We start from the raw sequence: 23,885 nt of genomic DNA on the forward strand, positions 1-23,885 counted from the left end.
CCGTGCCATGATGACAACTAGAATTGCCATTATGAAGACATTTGATGATAAATCTCTACCTTACCGAGCTATGAAAAATCATTGGAAAATTCTCCCAAAAGACTCTCGAAAGCTCTAACAAAATAGCTTTTATTCACGCACGTTTAGACAAAGACTCACACCTCGAGAGATCATCGGCAAAACCTTGGCTTACTCTGATGAACTACGCTATTATTATGACCTGTATCAGCTCCTGCTCTTTCATTTTCAAGAGAAGCGGACAAGTGAATTCTTTGGCCTTATCGAGGACAACCTTGATGCAGTCAATAATTCCTTTAAAACTGTCTTTAAGACCTTTAAAAAATACCAAACTTATATTACAAACGCATTGAACTATCCCTATTCCAATGCCAAACTGGAAGATACCAACAAGCTCATCAAAGACATCAAACGACAAGCCTTTGGCTTTCGTAACTTCAAAAACTTTAAAACTAAAATCCTTATCGCTTTGAACAGCAAAAAAGAGAAGACCAATTTGGTCCTCTCCCGGGTTTGATGATAAGATTATAAGTCACCCACTACAGTTGACAAAGAGCCCGTTTTTTTCATGAGCCAAGAAATTCGAAAGCGAGTTGCGTCCAGTGGATGTTTTTTTCATGAGCTAAAATCGGGGTGCAATGTATCCAGCTAACTTTTTACGCAATTCTAAGGCAATTGAAGAAAGTTAGTGATAAAATGCACGTTTGTGAAATTTTTCAAAATTTGTTTAATTATGCAGTAAGAAAAAATAAATAGTTGATTACACTAGCAAAAAGGGCGAAAAATTGGGGATCTTCGGACCTTATTAATATAAAAATTTCAAATTATGTGAAAATTTTGTATTGCTAAACTAAACAAAGACCATTATAATGGAAAGTATGGAAAATAATAAAATAGAACAAACTTTTTTTGGACAACCTAAGGCTTTGTTTACACTATTCCAAACAGAACTTTGGGAACGTTTTTCTTACTATGGCATGCGTGCCATCTTGATTTACTACTTGTATGCATCAGTTACTGCGCCGAATGCAGGTTTGGGACTTCCTAAACCACAAGCGATGGCGATTGTTAGTATCTATGGTGCGTTAGTATATCTTTCAGGTATTATTGGTGGATGGTTCGCAGACCGTGTTCTGGGAGCATCTCAAACAATCTTCATCGGTGGTATTCTTATCACTCTTGGTCATATTGTTTTAGCCGTTCCTTTTGGATTAACATCTCTGTTTATCTCCCTTTTCTTCATTATCTTGGGAACTGGGATGTTGAAACCTAACATTTCAAATATGGTCGGTCACTTGTATGCTGCAGATGACCCACGTCGCGATACAGGATTTAACATCTTTGTTATTGGTATTAATATTGGTTCATTGCTTGCGCCGATTGTAGTAGGTACAGTTGGTCAAAGTATCAACTACCACCTAGGTTTCTCACTTGCTGCTATTGGTATGGTGCTTGCATTGTTCGTTTACTGGTTTGGTCGTATGAAACAATTCCCAGAATTGGGAAATAAACCATCAAACCCAATGACTTCAGCAGAAAAACGGGGATTATTAGTAAAATTAGCTATCGGTCTTGTTATCTGTACTGTTGGTGGAACTTTCCTTTACCGAGCAAACCCATCTAATTTTGTTAATAATCTAGTAAATATTCTTTCAATGGCTGGTATTTTCATCCCATTTATTTACTTTTTCATGATGTTTACTTCTAAGAAAGTATCAAGCACTGAACGTAAACAATTGATGGCATACCTTCCATTGTTCTTATCTTCAATCATCTTCTGGTTGGTCGAAGAACAAAGTGCAACAGTTATCGCTGTTTGGGGTGAAACTCGTTCAAACTTACATCCAACTATCTTTGGAATGAACTTGTACATTGATCCATCATGGTATCAATTGCTTAACCCATTGTTCATCGTTGCTTTAACACCTGCCTTTGTATGGCTTTGGAACAAAATGGGTGAACGTCAACCTTCTCCAGTAACTAAATTTGGACTTGGTCTTTTGTTAACTGGTGTTTCATACTTGATTATGGCGTTGCCAGGTATCTTATACGGAACTGATAAACGTGTAAGCTTCATGTGGTTGGTTATCATGTTTGCTGTTCAAATGGCTGGTGAATTGCTTGTTTCTCCAGTTGGTCTATCTGTTTCAACTCGCCTTGCACCACTTGCTTTCCAATCTCAAATGGTTGCTCTTTGGTTCTTGGCAGACTCAACTTCACAAGCTGTGAACGCTTTGATTACACCATACTTTGCTAAAGAAACAGAAGTTGCATTCTTCGGTATCCTAGGTTTGGTTTGTCTTGCTGTAGGTGTTATGCTACTCTTCATTAACAAACCTGTATTGAAATTAATGCGTAACGACAAATAATAAAATAAAACAAAGAGGTTTTTGTCAATTAATAGGAGGTGACAATCAAAACCTCGAGCGAGAACAATTGTTCTCGCTTTTTTTATTGCTCGAAGTTAAGAATGTTCACTAAAACAGGTAGTACAAAATCTTTATGACCTGTTTTTTATTAATCAATGTAATGTAATTTTCCGCGGAAGTCATCTAGTGTTTCATAGCCTTTTTCTTCCATGATAGCTTTCAACTCGTCAGTAATACGTGCAAAAGCAACAGGCCCTTCTTGGTGTAGAATTGTTCCGAGTTGAACCATGCTTGCTCCGCAAAGAATATGTTCAAATGCATCTCGACCAGATTTGACACCACCAGTTCCGATGATTTGGATAGATGGATTTAAACGTTTGTAGAATGCATGAACGTTAGCTAGTGCAGTTGGTTTAACATAATCACCACCGATTCCACCAAAACCATTTTTAGGCTTGATAACAACAGTCTCGTCGTCAATGACTAAGCCGTTTCCAACTGAGTTAATGCAGTTAACAAAAGTAAGTAGGAATTTGTTAAAAATGGTAGCTGCTCGGTCAAAATGAGCAATATCAAAGTAAGGTGGAAGTTTGACACCAAGTGGTTTTGTAAAGTATGTGAAGATATCTGTTAAGATTTTTTCAGTGGATTCAAAGTCGTAGGCGATTTGTGGTTTGCCAGGGACATTTGGACAAGAAAGGTTTAATTCAACTAGTCCTTGATAATCAGAAGCTTGGACAGCTTTCAAAATAGTATGAGTTTCTTCTTCTGACATACCAACAAGTGACAAGAAGTGATTTTTGCTTTCTGGGTTATTTTGGAGTTCTGTGACATAATCAAGATAATATTGATAGCCATGGTTTGGTAAGCCCATAGAATTAATTGAACCAAGTGCAGTATCAGCATAACGTGGCTCAGGGTTGCCTGGTCGTGCAACGAGCGTTCCTGTTTTTGTCACAAAAGAACCAGCAGCTGAATCTTCAATCTCAGCCAATTCTTCACGTGTCATACAATAAACGCCAGCGGCATTCATAAGGCAATTATCAAAATCGAATGAACCGATTTTAGTAGCAGTTGAAACCATAAAGTCCTCCAAGATATATTAATGAAAGCGACAAATGTCCTAAAATATTACTGCCACTATTATACTATTTTATAAATGTTAATTCAAGTGTTTTTCCGAACGATATTTTGTAATATACGTAAAAATAGAAAGATATAGAGAACTTAATAGAATAAAAGATACTTTTATAGCAAAAAAATAGCACAAAAAAGGAATGAATAGAATTTTTGATGATATGAATGTAAAGACTTGCTAGCATTTTATAAAAGTGGTATATTAAATTTACTAGAACAATTGAACAAACGTTCAAGTGTTTTAGTGATAGAGGAGAAGAATAATGAAAGATAATAATAAATCACAAAACTTGCTACAGGGTGAATTGTTAAACAATGTTTCTAGTTTTTTTAAAGTACTTGGAAATACTACGCGTTTGCAAATCATTTCTTGCTTGAGTAAGGGAGAGCTGAAATCTAGCGAATTAGCAGAAATTCTTGGAATGACACCGTCAGCTGTTTCGCATCAGTTGAGTCTGCTTAAAAATCTCAAGATTGTTTCTGTTCGTCGTGATGGAAAAAATCAGATTTATGCCCTTGCTGATAGGCATATCACTCAAGTTTTGGAGTCTGTTGTAGAGCATTATCAGGAGGACTAAAGATGTCAGATAAACATAAAAAATTCCTTTATCGGATTTTGCTAGCAACGCTAGTTTTTATTGTTGTTTTTATCGTTGTGAAGGTTAGCCGTGCTAATCTAGTATTGCAGGCACTTCTGTATGCTATTCCATTTTTGATGACTGGCTATGATGTTTTGAAAAAAGCTGTGCTGAAAATCAGTCAAGGTAAAGTTTTTAGTGAGCATTTTTTGATGTCTCTAGCGACGCTTGGAGCATTTGCACTTAGTTTTATGACGGGAGAATCAGAGTTTGCAGAAGCAGTATTTGTTATGATTTTCTATCAAGTCGGTGAATTCTTTGAGCACATCGCAGAAGGAAGTAGCGAGAAATCAATTTCAGAATTGCTAAATTTACGACCTGATTTGGTTCATTTAGAAGTTGATGGCAATATTAGTGATGTTGAACCAAAAGATGTACAAGAAGGCCAAGTAATTGTCATTCGACCTGGTGAAAAGGTGGCGATTGATGGTATTTTGATTTCGGGTGAATCATCTATTGATACTGCAGCTTTGACTGGAGAAAGTTTACCTAAAAGTGTTCAAGTTGGCGACCAAGTTCTTTCGGGAATGATTAACATGACTGGAGTCATTCGGGTCAAAGTTCTTCATACCGTTGAAAATTCAACCTTGAGCAAAATTTTGGACTTACTTGAAAATTCATCTGCCAACAAGTCAAAAAGTGAACGTTTCATGAGCAAGTTCGCAGCGATTTACACGCCAACGGTTGTGGTTGCAGCTCTTGTTTTAGCATTTTTGCCACCCTTATTGTCAGGAAATTTCTTGGCTAATTTTCCAGAGTGGCTAAGCCGTGCATTGACTTTCCTTGTAATTTCTTGCCCATGTGCTTTGGTGATTTCGATTCCACTAAGTTTCTTTGGAGGACTCGGAGCAAGTTCGAAGGCTGGTGTTTTAATTAAAGGGTCAAATTATCTTGAAAGTTTGGCTAATCTTGAAACTTTGTTACTTGATAAAACAGGGACATTGACAGAAGGTGTTTTTGAGGTGACAGCTCTTCACCCAAATGACATCAAGAAAGAACACTTGTTGCATCTTACAAGTCATGTTGAACGTTTTTCAAGTCATCCAATTGCTCAATCATTGCGTGAAGCTTATGAAAAAGAAGCTGATGATTGTTCGATTACTGATGTGGTTGAAAAATCTGGCTACGGTATTACTGCCAAAGTTAATGGACACGATGTTGCAGTTGGTAATACTAAGTTTATGGATAGCCTAGGTGCTGATTGGAAGACTTGTCATAAAGTAGGGACAATTGTCCATGTTGCTATTGATGGTAAATACGCTGGGCACATTGTTATTTCAGATTGTATCAAATCAGATACGAAAGAAGCTTTAGAGCAGCTTCGAAAAGCTGGTGTTAAGAATTTAGTCATGTTGACAGGAGACCGTCACGAAGTTGCTGAGAAGGTGGCTGGTGAGCTTTTTATGACTGACTACAAAGCTGAGCTATTACCAGCAGATAAAGTGACTGAACTTGAAAATTACTTAGCTCAAAAAAATCTCCGTGCGACAGTTGGTTTTGTTGGTGATGGGATTAATGATGCTCCAGTTTTGGCGCGTGCTGATGTTGGTATTGCAATGGGAGGACTTGGTAGTGATGTTGCCATTGAGGCAGCAGATGTTGTTGTGATGAATGACCGTTTATCAAAAATCGCGCAAGCCATTAAAATTGCGCGAAGAACAATCACTATTACTCGAGAAAATATTGTCTTTTCAATTGGAATTAAAGTTCTTGTCTTAATCCTGGCAAGTCTTGGCTTAGCTAATATGTGGCTTGCCATCTTTGCTGATGTTGGTGTAACAGTACTTGCTACGCTTAATGCTATGCGAACAATGAAATTGACATAAAAAATAATTTGAACTATAATAGCTTTAATCATATAGTAAGCTACACTTTCTTTTGAAAGTGGGAATGGCGATAACATTTTTTCGTAGGGATATCCTTTTGGATAGAGAAATGGTGTTGTTGCCATTTTTTTATTTTATCAAGGAAAAGAAGAGTAAAATGACGTGGATTTATTTGATTTTCGCAGAAATATTGGAGGTCGTTTGGGCAACGAGTATGAAATTAAGTGAGAATTTTAGCAGGCTTGGCTACTCAATGGTAACCATTCTTGGAATGGTTTTTAGCTTTGTCTTTTTAGGCGTGCGTTAAAGGATCTCCAATGAGTCTTGCTTATCCGATTTGGACAGGGATTGGTGCAATCGGAATAGTAGTTGTTGGAATTGTCTTTCTGAAAGACCAATTATCACCGCTTGCCTACTTTTTTTTGATTTTGGTTGTCATTGGAATTATCGGTTTAAAAATGACCAGCGGACATTGAGTCTTTTAGAGAAAATTAGTAATTTTACTAGCTTTTTTACAGCTTTTTGGGTAGAATAGTAAAGGTAAACGACTTATCGGTCGTAATAAAAATTGGTTAAAATGCTGAGCCAAAAATAGTTTAATTGTATATCTGTTTTCAGAAAAAAGGTTAATATCTATTTTTCGCTGTGTATTTATAGCCTTTGGACTATTTTAAAGGAGACTTTATCTAATGGTAAAATTAGTGTTTGCACGCCACGGTCAATCTGAATGGAACAAAGCTAACCTTTTCACTGGTTGGGCTGACGTTGACCTTACAGAAGAAGGAACTAAACAAGCTACTGATGCTGGTAAATTGATCAAAGAAGCAGGAATCGAATTCGATGTTGCTTTCACTTCAGTTCTTAAACGTGCTATCAAAACAACTAACCTTGCTCTTGAAGCTTCTGACCAACTTTGGGTTCCAGTTGAAAAATCATGGCGCTTGAACGAACGTCACTACGGTGGTTTGACTGGTCAAAACAAAGCTGAAGCAGCTGAAAAATGGGGTGACGAACAAGTTCACATCTGGCGTCGTTCTTACGATGTATTGCCACCAGCTATGGCTAAAGATGACCAATACTCAGCACACACTGACCGTCGTTACGCTAACCTTGACGACAAAGTTGTTCCAGATGCTGAAAACTTGAAAGTTACTTTGGAACGCGCTCTTCCATTCTGGGAAGATAAAATCGCTCCAGCTCTTAAAGATGGTAAAAACGTCTTTGTAGGTGCTCACGGTAACTCAATCCGCGCTCTTGTAAAACACATCAAACAATTGTCAGATGACGAAATTATGGATGTTGAAATCCCTAACTTCCCACCACTTGTATTCGAATTCGATGAAAAATTGAACGTTACTAACGAATACTTCTTGGGTAAGTAATCTGATATAAGATTATAAGGCTTAAAACCCTTGATATTAAAGCATTCTAGGCTATCACCTAGAGTGCTTTTTTTGAATTTGTTTAGATTTTTATTACGAAAATATTTTATTAAGTCATACCCCTTCTATATTTTTAAGGTTTTATGGTATGATTAATAGTAAGTATTAAATTATTAAAGGGGGCTTTTATGAAAGCAGCAGAGCGCCGTCAAAAAATTATTGATATGTTAAGTCAGACACAAGTTCCCATTTCAGCCAGTACTTTAGCAAGCCAGCTTGGTGTTAGTCGTCAAATCATCGTTGGAGATGTTGCTTTACTTCGAGCAGCAAATCATGATGTGATTTCAACACCTAAAGGATATGTTTTGTCACAAGCACTTTATTCGCATCAATTTATTGGAAAGATTGCTTGTCAACACGATCCAGAAAGAACAAAAGAAGAATTGGATTGTGTGGTTTCTAAAGGTGGTATTATGGTTGATGTGGAGGTTGAGCATCCGGTTTACGGGATGTTAACGGCACCACTTAATATTAAAAGCAAAGAAGATATTGATAATTTTGTAGACAAGATTGAGCATTCTAATGCGACACTTTTATCATCTTTAACAGAAGGTATTCATACACATACATTGTCATGTCATTCAAAAGATGAATTTGAAGAAATCAAAGCACTTTTATCTGATAAAGGCATTCTTTTAAAATCAAATTAGAACAACTACAGGTGTCTTGACACCTGTTCTTTTTTTATTTATAATAGGCAAGATCAATTAACTAATTTCAAAAAAACGTCAAATTGCCTTTGGTTAATTGATTAAAGCTATCTTCAGTACCTGGGTGATAATTGGGGATCATGCCAGGTATTATCATATATACATAAAAGGAGTTACCATATGAGACGTCATCAAACTAAGTCTCTTGCTTTTACAGCAATTTTAGTTGCTTTTGGGATTTTGATTCCAATGATTATGCCTGTTAAGGTCGTTATTGGTCCAGCATCATTTACTTTGGCTAGTCATGTTCCAGTGTTTATGGCTATGTTTATTTCACCACCAGTGGCAGCATTAGTTGCACTTGGAACAAGTCTTGGATTCTTGTTAGCAGGTTTTCCGATTGTCATTGTTTTGCGAGCAGTGTCACACTTACTTTTTGCATTAGTTGGTGCAATTTTGGTCAAAAAACGTCCAGCTTTGCTTGAAAAACCAGCTTTGACATTTGGTTTAGCTTTGTTTCTAAATATTTTACACGGTTTAGCTGAATTTATTGTTGTTTTGGTCTTGACTGCTGGCGCACATACAGGAGCAGCCTATGTTTGGTCATTAGTTGGATTGATTGGTGTTGGTTCTCTTGTTCACGGTGCTATTGATTTTTATATTGCCTATTTCCTTTGGAAATTCTTGCGTGATAAAGTTGGCGTTGATTTTTCAGTTGACGCAAAATAATTTTAAGTTGGTGAGGAATGGAATAATTCCTCACTTTTTTATATCTAAAATGAGCTGATTTTTTCTTGAAAAAACGATATGTAAAAAAGTGAAACTTTTACATTTTGAGCCACTCTCTTTTAAGTAAATTGTGATAAAATATAAAGCGAAGCTTTTAATTGTGAGGAAAGAATGTCAGTTAAGAAGAGATTGGGCAAGATTAAAATTGTCAAAAAAAGAACTAGTATCACAAAGCGTATTTATTTGATTTTTGCGGTTATTGTTGTTTTATTTTCAATTATCGTTTTAAGATTAGCTCAGATGCAAATTTTGAATAAATCATTTTATGACACTAAGTTGAATTCATCAACTACCTACAAAGTAACTTCGTCAAGTCCGCGTGGACAAATTTTTGATGCGGCGGGAAACCTATTGGTTTCTAATAATGTTAAGCAGGTCGTTGCTTTCACACGGAGCAATATCATTACCGCTGAAGAAATGAAAAAACTTGCTAAGACTTTGTCAACTTTGGTAGATTTCACAGAGACAAACGTAACTACTCGTCAGAAGAAAGATTATTATCTAGCTGATTCTGATACTTATGCTAAAGTGGTTAAGAGTTTGCCAGATAAAGAAAAATATGATAATTACGGTAACAATTTAACAGAATCTAAAGTCTATGCGAATGCTGTAAAAGCAGTGACCGATGATGAGATTAATTACTCTGAAGATGAATTGAAATTGGTATACATTTTTAGTCAAATGAACGCTGCCTCAACATTTAGCACGGTCAATTTAACAACAGGTGATTTAACAGACGAGCAGATTGCTTATATCACAGCAAATCGATTAAAATTATCAGGAATTTCAATTGCGACTGATTGGGATCGTCAAACATCAGAAAGTTCATTGTCATCAGTCATTGGTACGGTTTCTTCAAAACAATCTGGTCTACCAGCTGAAGAAGCAGAAGACTACCTTGCTAAAGGTTACTCTATGAATGATCGTGTCGGAACATCTTATCTTGAAAAAGCCTATGAAGATGAGCTTCAAGGTACACACACCGTTCGTAAAATTACTACAGATAAGACTGGTAGTGTGGTTTCAGATGATGTGACTAGCGGGGGAAAAGCTGGTAAAAACTTGAAATTGACGGTTAATTCAGAATTCCAATCTGGCGTTGAAAATATTTTAAATCAATATTACAGTGCTGAGATTGCTGCGGGCTATGCAACTTATTCAGAAGGTGCTTATGCAGTCGCTTTGAATCCTCAAACAGGTGCTATTCTAGCTATGGCTGGTCTGTCTCATGAAACTGGAGAAGCAACAACTACTCTAGACGCATTAGGTGCCATTAATGATATTTTTGTACCAGGGTCTGTTGTCAAAGCCGCGACAATTAGTTCAGGTTGGGAAAATAATGCTATTTCTGGAAATCAGGTTATTGCAGATCAATCAATCAACCTAGCTGGTTCACCAGCCATCAAATCTTGGTTCACTGGTAGTGGTGCAACGAATATTACAGCTGTCCAAGCACTTGAGTATTCTTCAAATACTTACATGGTTCAAGTTGCTCTTAAGATGATGGGACAAGAGTATTATTCTGGTATGGCACTTTCAACTGATGGTATGAAAGATGCGATGGAAGAACTTCGTGCAACATATGCTGAGTATGGTCTTGGTACAAGTACTGGTATCGACCTTCCCGAAACAACAACGGGTTATCTTGAAGATGATTACTCTGCAGGTAATGTTTTGACAGAAGCTTTTGGTCAGTATGATTCATATACACCAATGCAATTGGCTCAGTATGCTGCAACAGTAGCAAATGGTGGTAAGCGTGTTGCTCCCCACTTAGTTGATAGTGTTTATGACAACGATGGGACAACAGGTCTAGGAACATTGTCTAAAACTATTGAAACTAATGTATTGAATAAAGTTAACATTTCAAATAGTGAGATGGCGCTTCTTCAACAAGGTTTCTACCAAGTAGTTAATGGTACAAGTGGTTATGCAACCGGTACTCACATGAGAGGAAATGTGACTATTGCTGGTAAAACTGGTACAGCCGAAACTTATGCGGTTGATAATGGTAACGTCATTACAACTGTTAACTTAAGTGTCCTTGCTTATGATTATTCAAGAAGTGATGATTCTAAAATTGCGGTAGCCGTAATCATTCCTCACTTGACAAGTGATGAAAATCACCCTAACCAATTAATTGCGCGTGACATTATTAATCTGTACATGTCAACTTACGCAAATCAATAATAAAATGAGTGCGAGTCGGCCTATGTCGGTCGGCTCGTGACTTTATCGAAGGGAGAAGTTATGCTTTATCCAGCACCTATTGCAAAATTAATTGATAGTTTTACAAAATTACCTGGAATCGGGATTAAAACAGCAACTCGCTTAGCTTTCTATACTATTGGAATGTCTGATGAAGATGTGAATGAATTTGCCAAAAATTTATTATCAGCTAAGCGTGAATTGACTTATTGTTCTATCTGTGGCAATCTAACTGATGACGACCCTTGCAGTATTTGTACTGATAAAACACGAAAACGTTCAGTGATTTTGGTCGTTGAAGATTCAAAAGATGTTTCTGCCATGGAAAAAATTCAAGAATATCATGGGCTTTACCACGTTTTACATGGATTGATTTCACCGATGAACGGCGTTGGACCTGATGATATTAATTTGAAATCATTAATCACACGTTTGATGGACAGTGAAGTGAGTGAAGTCATCATTGCAACTAATGCTACAGCAGACGGCGAGGCAACTGCTATGTATATTTCGCGTGTCTTAAAGCCAGCAGGTATCAAAGTGACACGCTTAGCACGTGGGCTAGCTGTTGGGTCTGATATCGAATACGCTGACGAAGTGACCCTACTTCGTGCCATCGAAAACCGAACAGAATTATAAACTAAGAAAGCAGTGATTTGCTGCTTTTTTTGATAATAGTTAGTTTCAAGTTTGAATGAATGTGCTATAATAAAAAAACGTGAGAAGCTTTTATTAGAAAGGTATTGGGCTAGCGATTTTGAATAATGGTGATACTCAGCCAAAGTTGAATTCTAAAAGAAATCGATATTTTTGGTTTTTAGGGCTTAGTGCTATTTTTGCAATACTAATTTTCCACTTAAATCGTCTAACATTATTTACATCGGATGATTATACTTATCATTTTGTTTATCAGGGGTATTTGCCAACCGCACATCCTAAGCGTATTAACGGGTTGTTTTCAATTTTGAAATCTCAAATCAATCATTGGCAATTTTGAAATCTCAAATCAATCATTGGCAATTGTGGAATGGTCGTTTTGTAGTGCACTCAATAGTGCAATTCTTTTTACAATTTAAAAAAGTATACTTTGATGTTTTTAATACATTGGCTTATTTAACACTGATGTTCCTCTTGCTTTCTATCAGTAAAGTAAAAGAAGTTGTTAAAATCACTCCAGTTTCCTACCTATTGTTATTTATATTTTTATGGTTTTATCTTCCAGAAATAGGGAAATCTGTTCTATGGGGCTCTGGTTCAGGAAATTATTTATGGACTAGTGTTATTTATCTCACTTACTTTAAATGTATTATATCAATAGCTAATAGAGAAATTTCCAATTTAAAAGGAATTGGAATTATGATTTTGGGATTTTTAGCTGGAGCGTGCAATGAAAATTCATCGCCGGCAATTTTATTAATGGCATTTCTGTACTTGATTATTCACTATCCTTATAAAAGTAAAGGAACAATATTTGGATTAGGAAGCTTATTTACTGGTGGATTAGGATTCTTATTGATGATAAAATCTCAAGGGTCACAGAAACGTGGTGGGATGGCACTGAATTTTGATGTCTTAAAAAATAATTTTAGACTAATTTTAGATAGCTTAATTCAGAATTATTGGTTAATTTATATTTTAATAATTATTTTACTTATTATATTAGTTATTAAAAAAGTACAGCTCTCTATAGAAACTGTCAGCTTATTAAGTATATTAGTTATTGGGCATTTTGCATCGACTTTTGCATTAGTCTTATCTCCAGAAACCCCAAAAAGAACATTTTTTGGTGCGGTATTATTTATTGGAATTGTTTTATTTAGCTTAATAAATATCTTAAATCAGAGAATTAGGAAATCTGTATTTGTTATTTCACTACTTTTGATGATTCTATTTGTTCAAAGTTACTTGAGTGTGAATAATGATTTAACAAAATCATTTAAGGAAGTATCCAATCAGTATAGTATATTATATGATGCGCCCAAAAATAGTGATGTAATGCTGCCCTTGTTAAGTACTCCTAAAACAGATTATAATGCTTATCAATTAACGTCCAATGTAAAAACAGATCCAAATGATTGGTTCAATAGATGGATGGCGGTTTATTTTGAGAAAAAGACTATTACTGGATATTGATGATTCAGAGTATATATTGGTCAATAATTAAGGTTTAGAAAGCAGCGGTTTGCTGCTTTTTTGCTTGTCAAATTTTCTATCATCAAAACACTTAAGGTGATTTGAAAGGTGGCTTTATTTGTGGTATCATAAGTAGGAAATTGTAATAGAAAAGGAATTGAACTTGAGCTGGGTTTTGGTCTGTTTTAGGCTTATGCTTGGCTCGTTGAAAAAATGTATTAAGTGATTTGTGGCTTAATAGCTTTTTTCTGTTCAGGTAATTAAAGTTTATGGCAAAAGAAACGCTTGTTTTACTTTATGGTGGACGTTCTGCGGAGCGTGAAGTATCTGTATTATCAGCTGAAAGTGTCATGCGTGCGATTAATTATGACAAATTCTTTGTGAAAACTTACTTCATCACAAAATCTGGTGATTTTATCAAAACACAAGAATTTTCAAGTAAACCAGCTGATGATGAAAAATTGATGACTAACGACACAGTTGTTGAAAGTCAAAAAATTAAACCAAGTGATATTTATGAAGAAGGAGCAGTTGTTTTCCCTGTTCTTCATGGACCAATGGGAGAAGACGGTTCAATCCAAGGCTTCCTTGAAATTCTTAAAATGCCTTACGTTGGAACTAACATCTTGTCATCAAGTGTTGCCATGGATAAAATTTCAACAAAACACGTTCTTGAGTCTGCAGGTGTACCACTTGTTGCTTACGTGACTTATGTTGAAGGGGCTGATCTTGAAAAAACGGTTGCTGAAGTAAATGAAAAATTGACTTATCCAGTCTTTGTTAAACCAGCTAACATGGGTTCTTCAGTAGGTATTTCAAAAGCTGAAGGCGAAGCAGCTCTTCGCACTGCTATTGATTTTGCTCTTAAATATGATAGCCGTATTCTTATTGAAACTGGTGTCAATGCGCGTGAAATCGAAGTTGGTATTTTAGGAAATGCTGACGTGAAAACAACATTGCCTGGTGAAGTTGTTAAAGACGTTGCTTTCTATGATTACGATGCTAAATACATCGATAATAAAATTACTATGGATATTCCAGCACATATCGATAGCGACATTATGGAAGAAATGCGTGGTTATGCAACAACAGCTTTCCGTGCTATCGGCGGATGCGGATTGTCACGTTGTGATTTCTTCTTGACAGAAGATGGACATGTTTACCTCAACGAATTGAATACAATGCCTGGTTTCACACAATGGTCAATGTATCCACTTCTTTGGGAAAACATGGGGCTTGCTTACACAGATTTAGTTGAAAAACTAGTTGAGTTGGCTAAAGAAATGTTTGAAAAACGTGAAAGTCATTTGATTTAAAAAAGAAAGCACCCTTGAGGTGCTTTTTTACTGTGCAAAAATAACCTCAGAGATGGGATAACTCTCTGAGATTTTTTGCTTATAGATTTGCAAGCTTGCGTAGTTCTGGGATGCGCTGTAGTCTCGGAACAACAAGCATTGTAATGATAATACGAAGTGGAATTTCAAAGATTTTTAGCCAACGCCCTGCAAGATATTGTGCCCAGAATGGCACACCAAAATATATCTGAACAAGTAGTGGCGTGAAGATGAAGGTTCCAATCAGCATGGTTACGAGTGTGGCAAATGTGACGTGAAGCCAATCGTGTTTATTTGACCAGCTGATTTCTTTTCCGTAGAAGAAAAGACCATAGAAAAAGCCCTGAACAGCTTTCATGACAGTCCACCAAATGATAAAGTTACCAGCACCGCTTGATAGGTTATCGACAACATCAAGAATAGCAAGACTGATAGCTCCCCAGATAGGACCAGCAATCATTCCAATAATAGTATTGACAATAAAGGTTAAACTAACCACTAATTGTTGTGGAATGATGGGAATTGAGAATTTCCCGACAATGAAAGCAAGCGCAATTAACATAGCAAGACTAACTAAGCGCTTAGGGGTGAGTTTGGGTGTTTGAAAAATGTTTTTCATGTTTGCTCCTTTTTAAAACATAAAACTGGAGCTGTTAAAAAATAACAGCGGATGCAACGATTCACCGCGCAAATTGCTTCGTTGTGTGACGACATCCCATTCACACACACTTAACGCGAATCATCTACTCTGTGCAAAACAAGCTTTGCAGTTACATTGTATCATAAAAATCGCTGCATGATTAACAAAATGTGGTATAATAAAAAGCGTTAACACTAGATTTTTTAAAAAATTAAAAAGGATTGAAAATGAAATTAACATTGCATGAAGTCGCCAAAGTTGTTGGCGCTAAAAATACTATTTCGGAGTTTGATGACGTTCCCCTGCGACAAATTGAGTTTGACAGTCGCAAGATTGAAAAGGGTGATTTGTTCTTACCTCTAAAGGGTGCGCGTGATGGACATGACTTTATTGAAACAGCTTTTGAAAATGGTGCTGTTGCTACTTTCTCAGAACGTAAAGTAGAAGGTCATCCTTATATTTTAGTTGATGATTGTTTGCAGGCTTTCCAAGAGTTAGCAAGCTATTATCTTGAAAAACAACGTGTTGATGTCATCGCAGTTACTGGTTCAAACGGTAAAACAACAACAAAAGATATGATTGCGGCTGTTTTATCAACAGAATACAAAACTTACAAGACTCAAGGAAACTATAACAATGAGATTGGTTTGCCTTACACAGCTCTTCACATGCCTGACGATACTGAGAAGATTGTCCTTGAAATGGGACAAGATCACATGGGCGATATTCATCTTCTATCAGAACTTGCTAAACCACATATCGGTGTTGTAACATTGATTGGTGAAGCTCACTTAGAGTTTTTCGGTAGCCGTGATAAGATTGCAAAAGGTAAACTTCAAATCGTTGACGGTATGGATTCAGATGGTATTTTGATTGCACCGGCAGATTCAATTGTTGATCCTTACTTGCCAGAAGGTCAAATGGTTATTCGATTTGGTGATGGTGCAGAGATTTCTGTGAATGACTTGCAAGAAAGCAAGGATTCTTTGACTTTTACAACAAATGTCATCAATCGACCAATTACACTTCCTGTACCAGGAAAATACAACGCTACAAATGCAATGGTAGCAGCCTATGTTGGTAAATTACTAGCGATTTCTGACGATGATATCGTTGAGGCTCTTGAAAATATCGAATTGACTCGTAACCGTACGGAATGGAAAAAAGCAGCAAATGGAGCTGACATTCTTTCAGATGTGTACAATGCCAACCCGACAGCTATGCGTTTGATTTTAGAAACATTTTCTAAAATTCCTGCTAATAGCGGTGGTAAAAAAATTGCTGTACTTGCTGATATGAAAGAACTTGGTGAACAATCTGTTGAACTTCATAAGCGTATGATTATGAGCTTGTCACCAGATGTACTTGATACGCTCATTTTCTACGGAGAAGATATTGCAGAGCTTGCTCAACTAGCTAGTCAAATGTTCCCACTTGGAAAAGTTTATTACTTCAAGAAAACAGCTGACGAAGACCAATTTGACGACATGCTAAAAACGGTTCAAACAGTTTTGCAACCAGCTGACCAAATCTTGCTAAAAGGAAGTAATTCAATGCATCTTGCTAAAGTAGTCGAAGCATTGGAGAAATAGGATAGTAGGAGATGGTAAAGAAAGTATTTAGGGAAAAAAATGAAGAGTGGCTTCTCGCTTATCGAGTGCTGTACTTCATCGAATATTGTATCTTATTTCTAGCGTGGTTTTTAAAACGCTATCCGTTTCCACAACCGTTTTTCTTATTCATATCTAGTGTGTCAATTATCGGCGGTTTTGCAATTTATTTGTGGAACCTACGTCGAACAGGCTTTTCAATTGAGAAAATTTTAGCTGGAATTTTTGCACTTGCTTTTCTGATTTTATTGCCAACATCAGATTATCTCGACACGGCAGTAGATGATTTGAACATGATTCTTTTCTTTCTACTATCTGTGAGTGTTGATAGAGATGACGATAAGTTAATTAAAGCACTGCTTTATTTCAAGATGATTGTAGGAATCTTGGTATTGTTTGCTTATAATGGGCATGTTATAGATGATATGATAATGTATCGAGGTCCTAAGGATTTAGTAAGACATTCTTATGGCTTTATGCATCCAAATTCTCTGGGCATGTTTTTCATTAGTTTAGTTTTTGATTTTTCATTGATTAAGAAATCATATAACTTTACGGGTGGATTAGTCATGTTGCTAGCGTCCTTGCTTGTTTTTGCAGTCACTGATTCAAGAACCTCATTCTTTATTGCTCTAGCCATTATTTTGTGCTATTTCTTGAAGCCGATTTTATCAAAGATCAAGGTTTCAGGTTATGCTATTATGCCATTTGTGGTAGGAATGTTTGCACTTGGTCTTGCTTTGCCACGATATTTTACGCCAGATAATCCTATCTTTGTTACATTAAATCACTTATTTACCGGACGAACAGGAATTGGGCATGCGTATTTGGAACAATTCGGTTTGAACTGGATGCCAAGAAATATTCCAACTTTTACAGAAATTAATGGTATTCCAATGTACGATGATAGTTTCTATGTCGACTCGCTTTTGCGTCAAGGTATTATACTGTTTTGTTTGTATCCAATCTTTTTATTGGTTCAGTTAAAGGGTAAAAAATTCACGCTTTTCCATAGCTTACTTTTCTTGTTAACGTTCTTTATCAATACGATGGAACATTATGGTGCAACTGTTCAAATTTGTAGCATCTTATTGCTAAATTATTTTGCGCTTTCTGAGGATAAGCTAGAGGACAAATATTGAAATAGCGGCTAATTTTCGTTATAATAATAGAGTTATGGAGTCCCATGGCTCTATTTTTCTATTGCAAAAAGGAGTGGACCAATGTAGCCACTAATAAAAACTGTGATATCGTAATTTAAGAATTTACTAAAAGTGATAAGGAAAAAAAATGACAATTCAAGATGATATTAAAAAACGTCGTACATTTGCCATCATCAGTCACCCGGATGCTGGTAAAACGACAATTACAGAACAATTACTTTATTTTGGTGGAGAAATCCGTGAAGCTGGTACTGTTAAAGGTAAAAAAACAGGTAACTTCGCAAAATCTGACTGGATGGATATCGAAAAACAACGTGGTATCTCTGTAACATCATCAGTGATGCAATTTGACTACGCTGGTAAACGTGTTAATATCCTTGATACACCGGGGCACGAGGACTTCTCTGAAGATACTTACCGTACACTTATGGCCGTCGATGCAGCAGTCATGGTTGTTGACTCTGCCAAAGGTATCGAAGCACAAACGAAAAAGCTTTTCGAAGTTGTAAAACACCGCAATATTCCAGTTTTCACTTTCATTAACAAACTTGACCGTGATGGTCGTGAACCACTTGATCTTTTGGAAGAATTGGAAGAAGTGCTTGGTATCGCAAGCTATCCAATGAACTGGCCAATTGGTATGGGGAAATCATTTGAAGGGCTTTATGATTTGTACAACAAACGTTTGGAACTTTACAAAGGTGATGAACGTTTTGCAGCGCTTGAAGATGGTGACAAATTATTTGTTAACAACCCATTCTACCAACAAGTCTTGGAAGATGTTGAGTTGCTAGAAGAAGCAGGAAATGAATTTTCAGAAGAAGCTATCTTATCAGGTGATTTAACACCAGTCTTTTTTGGTTCTGCCCTTACAAACTTTGGTGTGCAAACTTTCCTTGATACATTCTTGCAATTTGCTCCAGAACCTCATGGTCACAAAACAACTGAAGGTAATGAAATCGATCCTTACGATAAAGATTTCTCAGGATTTGTTTTCAAAATCCAAGCTAACATGGACCCTCGTCACCGTGACCGTATTGCCTTTGTGCGTATCGTCTCAGGTGAATTTGAACGTGGTATGAGTGTGAATCTTGCACGTACGAAAAAATCAGTTAAATTATCAAACGTGACACAGTTTATGGCAGAATCACGTGAAAATGTTGAAAATGCCGTTGCTGGTGATATTATCGGTGTTTACGATACAGGAACTTACCAAGTTGGTGATACATTGACAGTTGGTAAAAATAAATTTGAATTTGAACCACTACCAACCTTCACTCCAGAATTGTTCATGAAAGTTGCTGCTAAAAACGTCATGAAACAAAAATCATTCCACAAAGGTATCGAACAATTGGTGCAAGAAGGAGCAATCCAATTGTACAAGAACTATCAAACTGGTGATTACATGCTTGGTGCTGTTGGTCAGTTGCAGTTTGAAGTGTTCAAACACCGTATGGAAAATGAATACAATTCTGAAGTTATCATGACTCCAATGGGTAAAAAGACTGTTCGTTGGATTAAACCAGAAAATCTTGACGAACGCATGTCATCAAGCCGAAATATTTTGGCTAAAGACCGCTTCGATCAACCAGTTTTCCTTTTCGAAAATGATTTTGCTCTTCGTTGGTTTGCAGATAAATACCCTGAAGTTGAACTAGAAGAAAAAATGTAATAAATAAAAAAGTCTGAGTCTAGCTCAGGCTTTTTTTCTAGTTAAGATTTGACATAAAAAAACAGCCCTGATGAATCAGAGCTATTTTCTTGAGATTATGAAAAAGAAAAGTTTTAGGATGTTTATATTGTATCTATCAATCCTTAAAGAAACCTTAAAATTCTTTCAAAAACTGTCAAAAACATTTTTTACAGAAAATTTAAAATTGTTAGATTTATGAAAGCGTGTTAATGATTTAAATGTACCTGTTTCCTATCTTTTTGTTCTAGAATATGTTACACTAGAAAAGTTGTTAAACAACGAAATTAAAGTTTAATAAGGCAGCTTCGCACTGCCTTTTAGAAAAGAGAAAAATTTGAAATTTACAGAACTTAACTTATCGGAAGCAATCCTTGCTGCTGTTGAAAAAGCAGGCTTTGTTGAGCCATCACCAATCCAAGAGTTGACAATCCCTTTGGCATTGGAAGGTAAGGATGTTATCGGACAAGCGCAAACTGGTACTGGGAAGACAGCAGCTTTTGGTCTTCCAACTTTAGATAAAATCGATACAAGTCGCAATCTTGTTCAAGCTTTGGTGATTGCGCCAACACGTGAATTAGCGGTTCAAGGTCAAGAAGAATTGTTCCGTTTTGGTCGTGAAAAAGGAGTTAAAGTCCGTTCAGTTTACGGCGGTTCAAGCATTGAAAAACAAATCAAAGCCCTTCGCTCAGGTGCACATATCGTTGTTGGTACACCAGGACGTTTGCTTGATTTGATTAAACGTAAAGCTTTAAAACTTGAACACGTTGAAACATTGATTCTTGATGAAGCAGATGAAATGCTTAACATGGGATTCTTAGAAGATATTGAAGCTATTATCAGCCGTGTACCAGAAACACGTCAGACGCTTCTTTTCTCAGCTACAATGCCAGAAGCAATCAAACGTATCGGTGTTAAATTCATGCAAAATCCTGAACACGTTAAAGTGGCTGCTAAAGAATTAACAACTGACCTTGTTGATCAGTATTATATCCGTGTTAAAGAACAAGATAAATTTGATACTATGACTCGTCTTATGGACGTTGACCAACCAGAATTGTCAATTGTCTTTGGACGTACAAAACGTCGTGTCGATGAATTGACACGTGGTTTGAAATTGCGTGGCTACCGTGCTGAAGGAATTCATGGTGATCTTGACCAAGGTAAACGTCTTCGTGTCCTTCGTGATTTTAAAAACGATAATATCGATATCTTAGTTGCGACTGACGTTGCAGCGCGTGGACTTGATATTTCAGGTGTGACACACGTTTATAACTACGATATTCCACAAGACCCAGAAAGCTACGTTCACCGTATTGGTCGTACAGGTCGTGCAGGTAAACAAGGTCAATCTATCACTTTTGTAGCACCAAACGAAATGGGTTACTTGTCAATTATTGAAAAATTGACGAAAAAACGCATGAAAGGTTTGAAACCAGCTACAGCTGACGAAGCCTTTAAAGCTAAGAAAAAAGTTGCTCTTAAGAAAATTGAACGTGATTTTGCTGATGAAAAAATCCGTAATAGCTTTGATAAATTTAAGGGTGATGCGGTTAAATTGGCAGCAGAATTCACACCAGAAGAGTTAGCTCTTTACATTTTGAGCTTAACAGTGAAAGACCCTGAAACTCTTCCAAAAGTTGAAATTGCGCGTGAAAAACCATTACCATTTAAACCTTCAGGTGGTGGATTTAACAACCGTAAAGGTGGACGCAATAACGGTCGTGGTCGTGATAATCGTCGTGGTCGTGATAATCGTCGTGGTGGACGTGACCGTAAACGTGATGACCGTGACACTGGTTACCGCGATTTCAAACGTACATCATCTAAGAACAAACGTGATTTCCAAAATAAAGATAACAAACGCCCACACCGCACATCAAGTGAAAAGAAACCTGGATTTGTTATCCGAAATAAAGGTGAAAGATAATAACTGAGACACTCTGCTTAAGCAGGGTGTTTTTTTGTATGAAAAAAGCTTCTGCAAATCAGCAGAAGTGGTTGATATTAAGCAAGATATTGCTTGAAGAAGTCTAAAATTTCTAAATTGCATTTTGTTGCTACAGGGTCTTTGACATTGTAGTTAAAGACATGAGCTTTAGGTTCTTCGGGTGTACCATAACTACGAAAAACATGATTGATGTGCTTAGCAGTTAAGAAACCATCTAGTCGAACAGTGCAATCACGAATGAAATCTTGGCTTGCTGTTGTGAGCAGAAGTGGTGGAATATCTTGTGTGATATATTCTTCAGTTTCAAGCATATCCTTTTTAGTTTCTAACACATTGTCTGTAAAGTAAGCTTGCGGTGCTCCTTCAATTATACCTGGCAGATTAAGAAATGCTGCGCCGCAATTGATTGCAGCAGCTCGAACAATAAAGTTAGGCTTTTCATATCCAAATTTTTGACGGAAGTCATCATTTGTAAGGATTGTTAAGTATTGCATAGCCATCTGTCCGCCAGCGCTATCTCCAATGATAAAAATATTATCTAAATCCAAATGATACTCACTGCCGTGTGTTGCTACCCAGTGCATAGCACGGTTAACATCGTCGAGTTCACCAGGAAATTCAACTTCGGGAGCTAGCTGATAGTTAAAGTTAACAAAAGCAAATCCGTTTTTAGCTAAACTGAGTCCAAAGAATTGGTAGGTTTCTTTTGTTCCATAAACCCAACCTCCACCGTGGATGCTGATAATGGTTGGAACTTTTTTACCTCTTTTTCTAGGAAGGTAGACATCCAACAAGTTCCATTTTTCCTTTGGACCATAAGCAATATCATCAAAACGTTCCACTTCAGGAATATCATGTGGCAAGCCTGCGTCACGTTTGTCATCGTTTTCTTTGCACATAGCATTCATAGCTTTAGCAGCTTTTAAAATATTTTCTTTAACTACCATTTTGAGGCCTCGTTTCTATTTTTATAATTTGATTTTAAGTTAAAAAAGGTGGAAAATCTAGTACTATCTTATCTAAAAATAGGCGCCTAGTGACCTAATTATTAAATAAATGTGTTTAAAAAGGTTGCTGAGTGCCTTTTTATTGTAACTATTGCTATTTTAACAAAAGCTTTAAGCGACTATAATAAAACTGTAAATCATTTGATAGCGCTTGCAAGGCTCTTGAATAAGGAATTTTTGTACTTTAGGAGGATTTTGCTATGAAACCAGTGAGAGATCGATTATCTTTTAAAATATCTTTGCTTTCTATTTCTCTCTTTTTGATGATAGCACCGCAGATTTCAGCGGCGTTGCCACTAATGTATGATGCATTTCCGGGAGTTAGCCAGAGCGGTGTTGAAACTTTGGCAACCGTTCCGAATTTTGGAATCATGGTTGGTTTGTTCATCAGTCCATTTTTGATTCGTTTTTTAGGGCAAAAATTGATAGTTTTGGCAGGTTTGGTAATTACTTTACTAGCTGGAACTTTTCCAATGTACGCGACAGCTTTTACGCCGATTTTGATTTCACGTTTTTTACTTGGGGCAGGGATTGGTTTGTTTAATTCTTTGGCAGTTAGTTTGATTCCTCAATTTTACGATGACAATGAAGAAGAGCGCGCAACGATGCTTGGTTTTCAAAATGTTATGAGTAGTATTGGTGCAGCAATTTCTTCTTTCTTGGTAGGATACCTAGTCACAATTAGTTGGCATGCTGTTTTTGTGATTTATTTCCTTGTTATTCCAGCTTTGATTCTGTTTACTTTGTTTGTACCATTGAAAAAAGAAAGTGGGCAAGCAGTACAAAATGATAGCCCTCAAAAACAATCTGTTAATTGTAAGGTAATTCTTATCGCTGTTTTGATGTTCTTTATTTTCATGTTTTATTTGCCAATGAGCTATAAATTGCCAAACATGATTATCGAAAATGGCATCGGGACAAGTTCGACAGCAGCCATGGTCGCAGGTTTTTCAACTTTAGTCGGAATTCCAATTGGGGCATCTTTTGGATTTTTCTTCAAGAAATTGCGAGATAAAATTTTTCCAATTGGCTTTTTGCTAGTGACTTTAGGATTCTTTTTGACAGCGATTTCTCATAATCTGTTTACATTGCTTTTATCTATGGTTATTAGTGGTATTGGTTTTGGATTTGCGGTACCATATATGTATAATTGGCTTGGTTGGGCAACTCCTCAAAATTCTGTTAACTTGGCAACAACAATTGTTCTTGTCATGGTAAATGTTGGTTGTTTCTTGTCACCAAGTATTATGGGACTTCTTTCAAGTTTTTTAGGCACAGCG

19 protein-coding genes, 2 pseudogenes and 1 riboswitch are annotated in these 23,885 nt (G+C 36.6%); of the genes and pseudogenes, 18 read left to right on the top strand and 3 right to left on the bottom strand.

What is annotated here, in order from left to right; translation table 11 throughout:
• Both HMPREF0819_RS00410 and HMPREF0819_RS00415 read left to right on the top strand, forming a co-directional pair.
• Positions 1-535: pseudogene (locus HMPREF0819_RS00410) on the top strand (transposase); the annotation flags it as partial.
• 361 nt (positions 536-896) lie between these two features.
• On the top strand, positions 897-2,387 hold the full coding sequence (locus HMPREF0819_RS00415) for a peptide MFS transporter (protein ID WP_044023398.1): 1,491 nt from the start codon (positions 897-899) through the stop codon (positions 2,385-2,387).
• Between the two features lie 148 nt (positions 2,388-2,535).
• Here the strand turns inward: HMPREF0819_RS00415 and HMPREF0819_RS00420 are convergent, their stop codons facing one another.
• Positions 2,536-3,471: a dihydroorotate oxidase gene (locus HMPREF0819_RS00420; RefSeq protein ID WP_004230826.1), complete on the bottom strand. Its 936-nt coding sequence runs from the start codon at positions 3,469-3,471 to the stop codon at positions 2,536-2,538.
• 316 nt (positions 3,472-3,787) lie between these two features.
• Between HMPREF0819_RS00420 and HMPREF0819_RS00425 the strand changes: the two genes are divergently transcribed.
• From HMPREF0819_RS00425 to HMPREF0819_RS00470, 11 genes and pseudogenes are all read left to right on the top strand, one after another.
• A complete protein-coding gene (locus HMPREF0819_RS00425) occupies positions 3,788-4,102 on the top strand; it encodes an ArsR/SmtB family transcription factor (protein WP_004230834.1) in 315 nt (104 codons plus the stop codon).
• 2 nt (positions 4,103-4,104) lie between these two features.
• A complete protein-coding gene (locus HMPREF0819_RS00430; RefSeq protein WP_004230836.1) occupies positions 4,105-5,988 on the top strand; it encodes a heavy metal translocating P-type ATPase in 1,884 nt (627 codons plus the stop codon).
• A 157-nt stretch (positions 5,989-6,145) separates the two neighbouring features.
• A pseudogene (locus tag HMPREF0819_RS00435) lies at positions 6,146-6,464 on the top strand (DMT family transporter).
• A gap of 213 nt (positions 6,465-6,677) precedes the next feature.
• Entirely contained in the window at positions 6,678-7,370 is a 693-nt protein-coding gene (locus tag HMPREF0819_RS00440) for a phosphoglycerate mutase (protein ID WP_004230839.1), read from the top strand.
• Between the two features lie 188 nt (positions 7,371-7,558).
• The gene (locus HMPREF0819_RS00445) at positions 7,559-8,080 is read left to right on the top strand and encodes a transcription repressor NadR (protein WP_004230840.1); all 522 of its coding nucleotides are present in this window, start codon (positions 7,559-7,561) and stop codon (positions 8,078-8,080) included.
• Positions 8,081-8,260: 180 nt separating this feature from the next.
• Positions 8,261-8,809 (top strand): hypothetical protein, encoded by a 549-nt coding sequence (locus HMPREF0819_RS00450; protein WP_004230841.1) that lies wholly within the window; start codon positions 8,261-8,263, stop codon positions 8,807-8,809.
• A 171-nt stretch (positions 8,810-8,980) separates the two neighbouring features.
• Positions 8,981-11,059, top strand: a complete 2,079-nt coding sequence (pbp2b, locus tag HMPREF0819_RS00455; protein ID WP_004230844.1) for a penicillin-binding protein PBP2B — start codon at positions 8,981-8,983, stop codon at positions 11,057-11,059.
• Between the two features lie 60 nt (positions 11,060-11,119).
• Positions 11,120-11,716, top strand: coding sequence for a recombination mediator RecR (recR, locus tag HMPREF0819_RS00460; protein WP_044023234.1), 597 nt, complete (start codon positions 11,120-11,122; stop codon positions 11,714-11,716).
• 145 nt (positions 11,717-11,861) lie between these two features.
• Positions 11,862-12,074 carry a DUF6056 family protein gene (locus HMPREF0819_RS09515; RefSeq protein WP_368656004.1) on the top strand — a complete coding sequence of 71 codons (213 nt, stop codon included), beginning with the start codon at positions 11,862-11,864 and terminating at the stop codon, positions 12,072-12,074.
• Positions 12,062-13,210, top strand: a complete 1,149-nt coding sequence (locus HMPREF0819_RS00465; protein WP_004230850.1) for a DUF3329 domain-containing protein — start codon at positions 12,062-12,064, stop codon at positions 13,208-13,210. The genes HMPREF0819_RS09515 and HMPREF0819_RS00465 overlap by 13 nt, the downstream gene beginning before the upstream one ends.
• A 269-nt stretch (positions 13,211-13,479) precedes the next feature.
• Complete coding sequence (locus HMPREF0819_RS00470) at positions 13,480-14,526, top strand: D-alanine--D-alanine ligase (protein WP_004230852.1); 1,047 nt, start codon at positions 13,480-13,482, stop codon at positions 14,524-14,526.
• A gap of 79 nt (positions 14,527-14,605) precedes the next feature.
• On the opposite strand, the gene HMPREF0819_RS00475 is transcribed toward HMPREF0819_RS00470, so the two are convergent.
• Positions 14,606-15,163: a folate family ECF transporter S component gene (locus HMPREF0819_RS00475; RefSeq protein ID WP_004230854.1), complete on the bottom strand. Its 558-nt coding sequence runs from the start codon at positions 15,161-15,163 to the stop codon at positions 14,606-14,608.
• 43 nt (positions 15,164-15,206) lie between these two features.
• Positions 15,207-15,297, bottom strand: a riboswitch (THF riboswitch).
• A gap of 114 nt (positions 15,298-15,411) precedes the next feature.
• Between HMPREF0819_RS00475 and HMPREF0819_RS00480 the strand changes: the two genes are divergently transcribed.
• From HMPREF0819_RS00480 to cshA, 4 genes are all read left to right on the top strand, one after another.
• Positions 15,412-16,776, top strand: coding sequence for a UDP-N-acetylmuramoyl-tripeptide--D-alanyl-D-alanine ligase (locus HMPREF0819_RS00480; protein WP_004230856.1), 1,365 nt, complete (start codon positions 15,412-15,414; stop codon positions 16,774-16,776).
• 158 nt (positions 16,777-16,934) lie between these two features.
• Positions 16,935-17,936: a polymerase gene (locus tag HMPREF0819_RS09150; protein ID WP_237393032.1), complete on the top strand. Its 1,002-nt coding sequence runs from the start codon at positions 16,935-16,937 to the stop codon at positions 17,934-17,936.
• A gap of 148 nt (positions 17,937-18,084) precedes the next feature.
• Entirely contained in the window at positions 18,085-19,629 is a 1,545-nt protein-coding gene (locus tag HMPREF0819_RS00490) for a peptide chain release factor 3 (protein ID WP_004230861.1), read from the top strand.
• Between the two features lie 355 nt (positions 19,630-19,984).
• The gene (gene cshA / locus HMPREF0819_RS00495) at positions 19,985-21,577 is read left to right on the top strand and encodes a degradosome RNA helicase CshA (protein ID WP_004230862.1); all 1,593 of its coding nucleotides are present in this window, start codon (positions 19,985-19,987) and stop codon (positions 21,575-21,577) included.
• Positions 21,578-21,654: 77 nt separating this feature from the next.
• On the opposite strand, the gene HMPREF0819_RS00500 is transcribed toward cshA, so the two are convergent.
• Positions 21,655-22,545, bottom strand: a complete 891-nt coding sequence (locus tag HMPREF0819_RS00500) for an alpha/beta hydrolase (RefSeq protein WP_004230864.1) — start codon at positions 22,543-22,545, stop codon at positions 21,655-21,657.
• 260 nt (positions 22,546-22,805) lie between these two features.
• Between HMPREF0819_RS00500 and HMPREF0819_RS00505 the strand changes: the two genes are divergently transcribed.
• Positions 22,806-23,885: MFS transporter (locus HMPREF0819_RS00505; RefSeq protein WP_004230865.1), on the top strand; the 1,080-nt coding region annotated here is incomplete at its 3' end.

Source organism: Streptococcus equinus ATCC 9812 (genome assembly GCF_000187265.1).
GTDB lineage: Bacteria > Bacillota > Bacilli > Lactobacillales > Streptococcaceae > Streptococcus > Streptococcus equinus.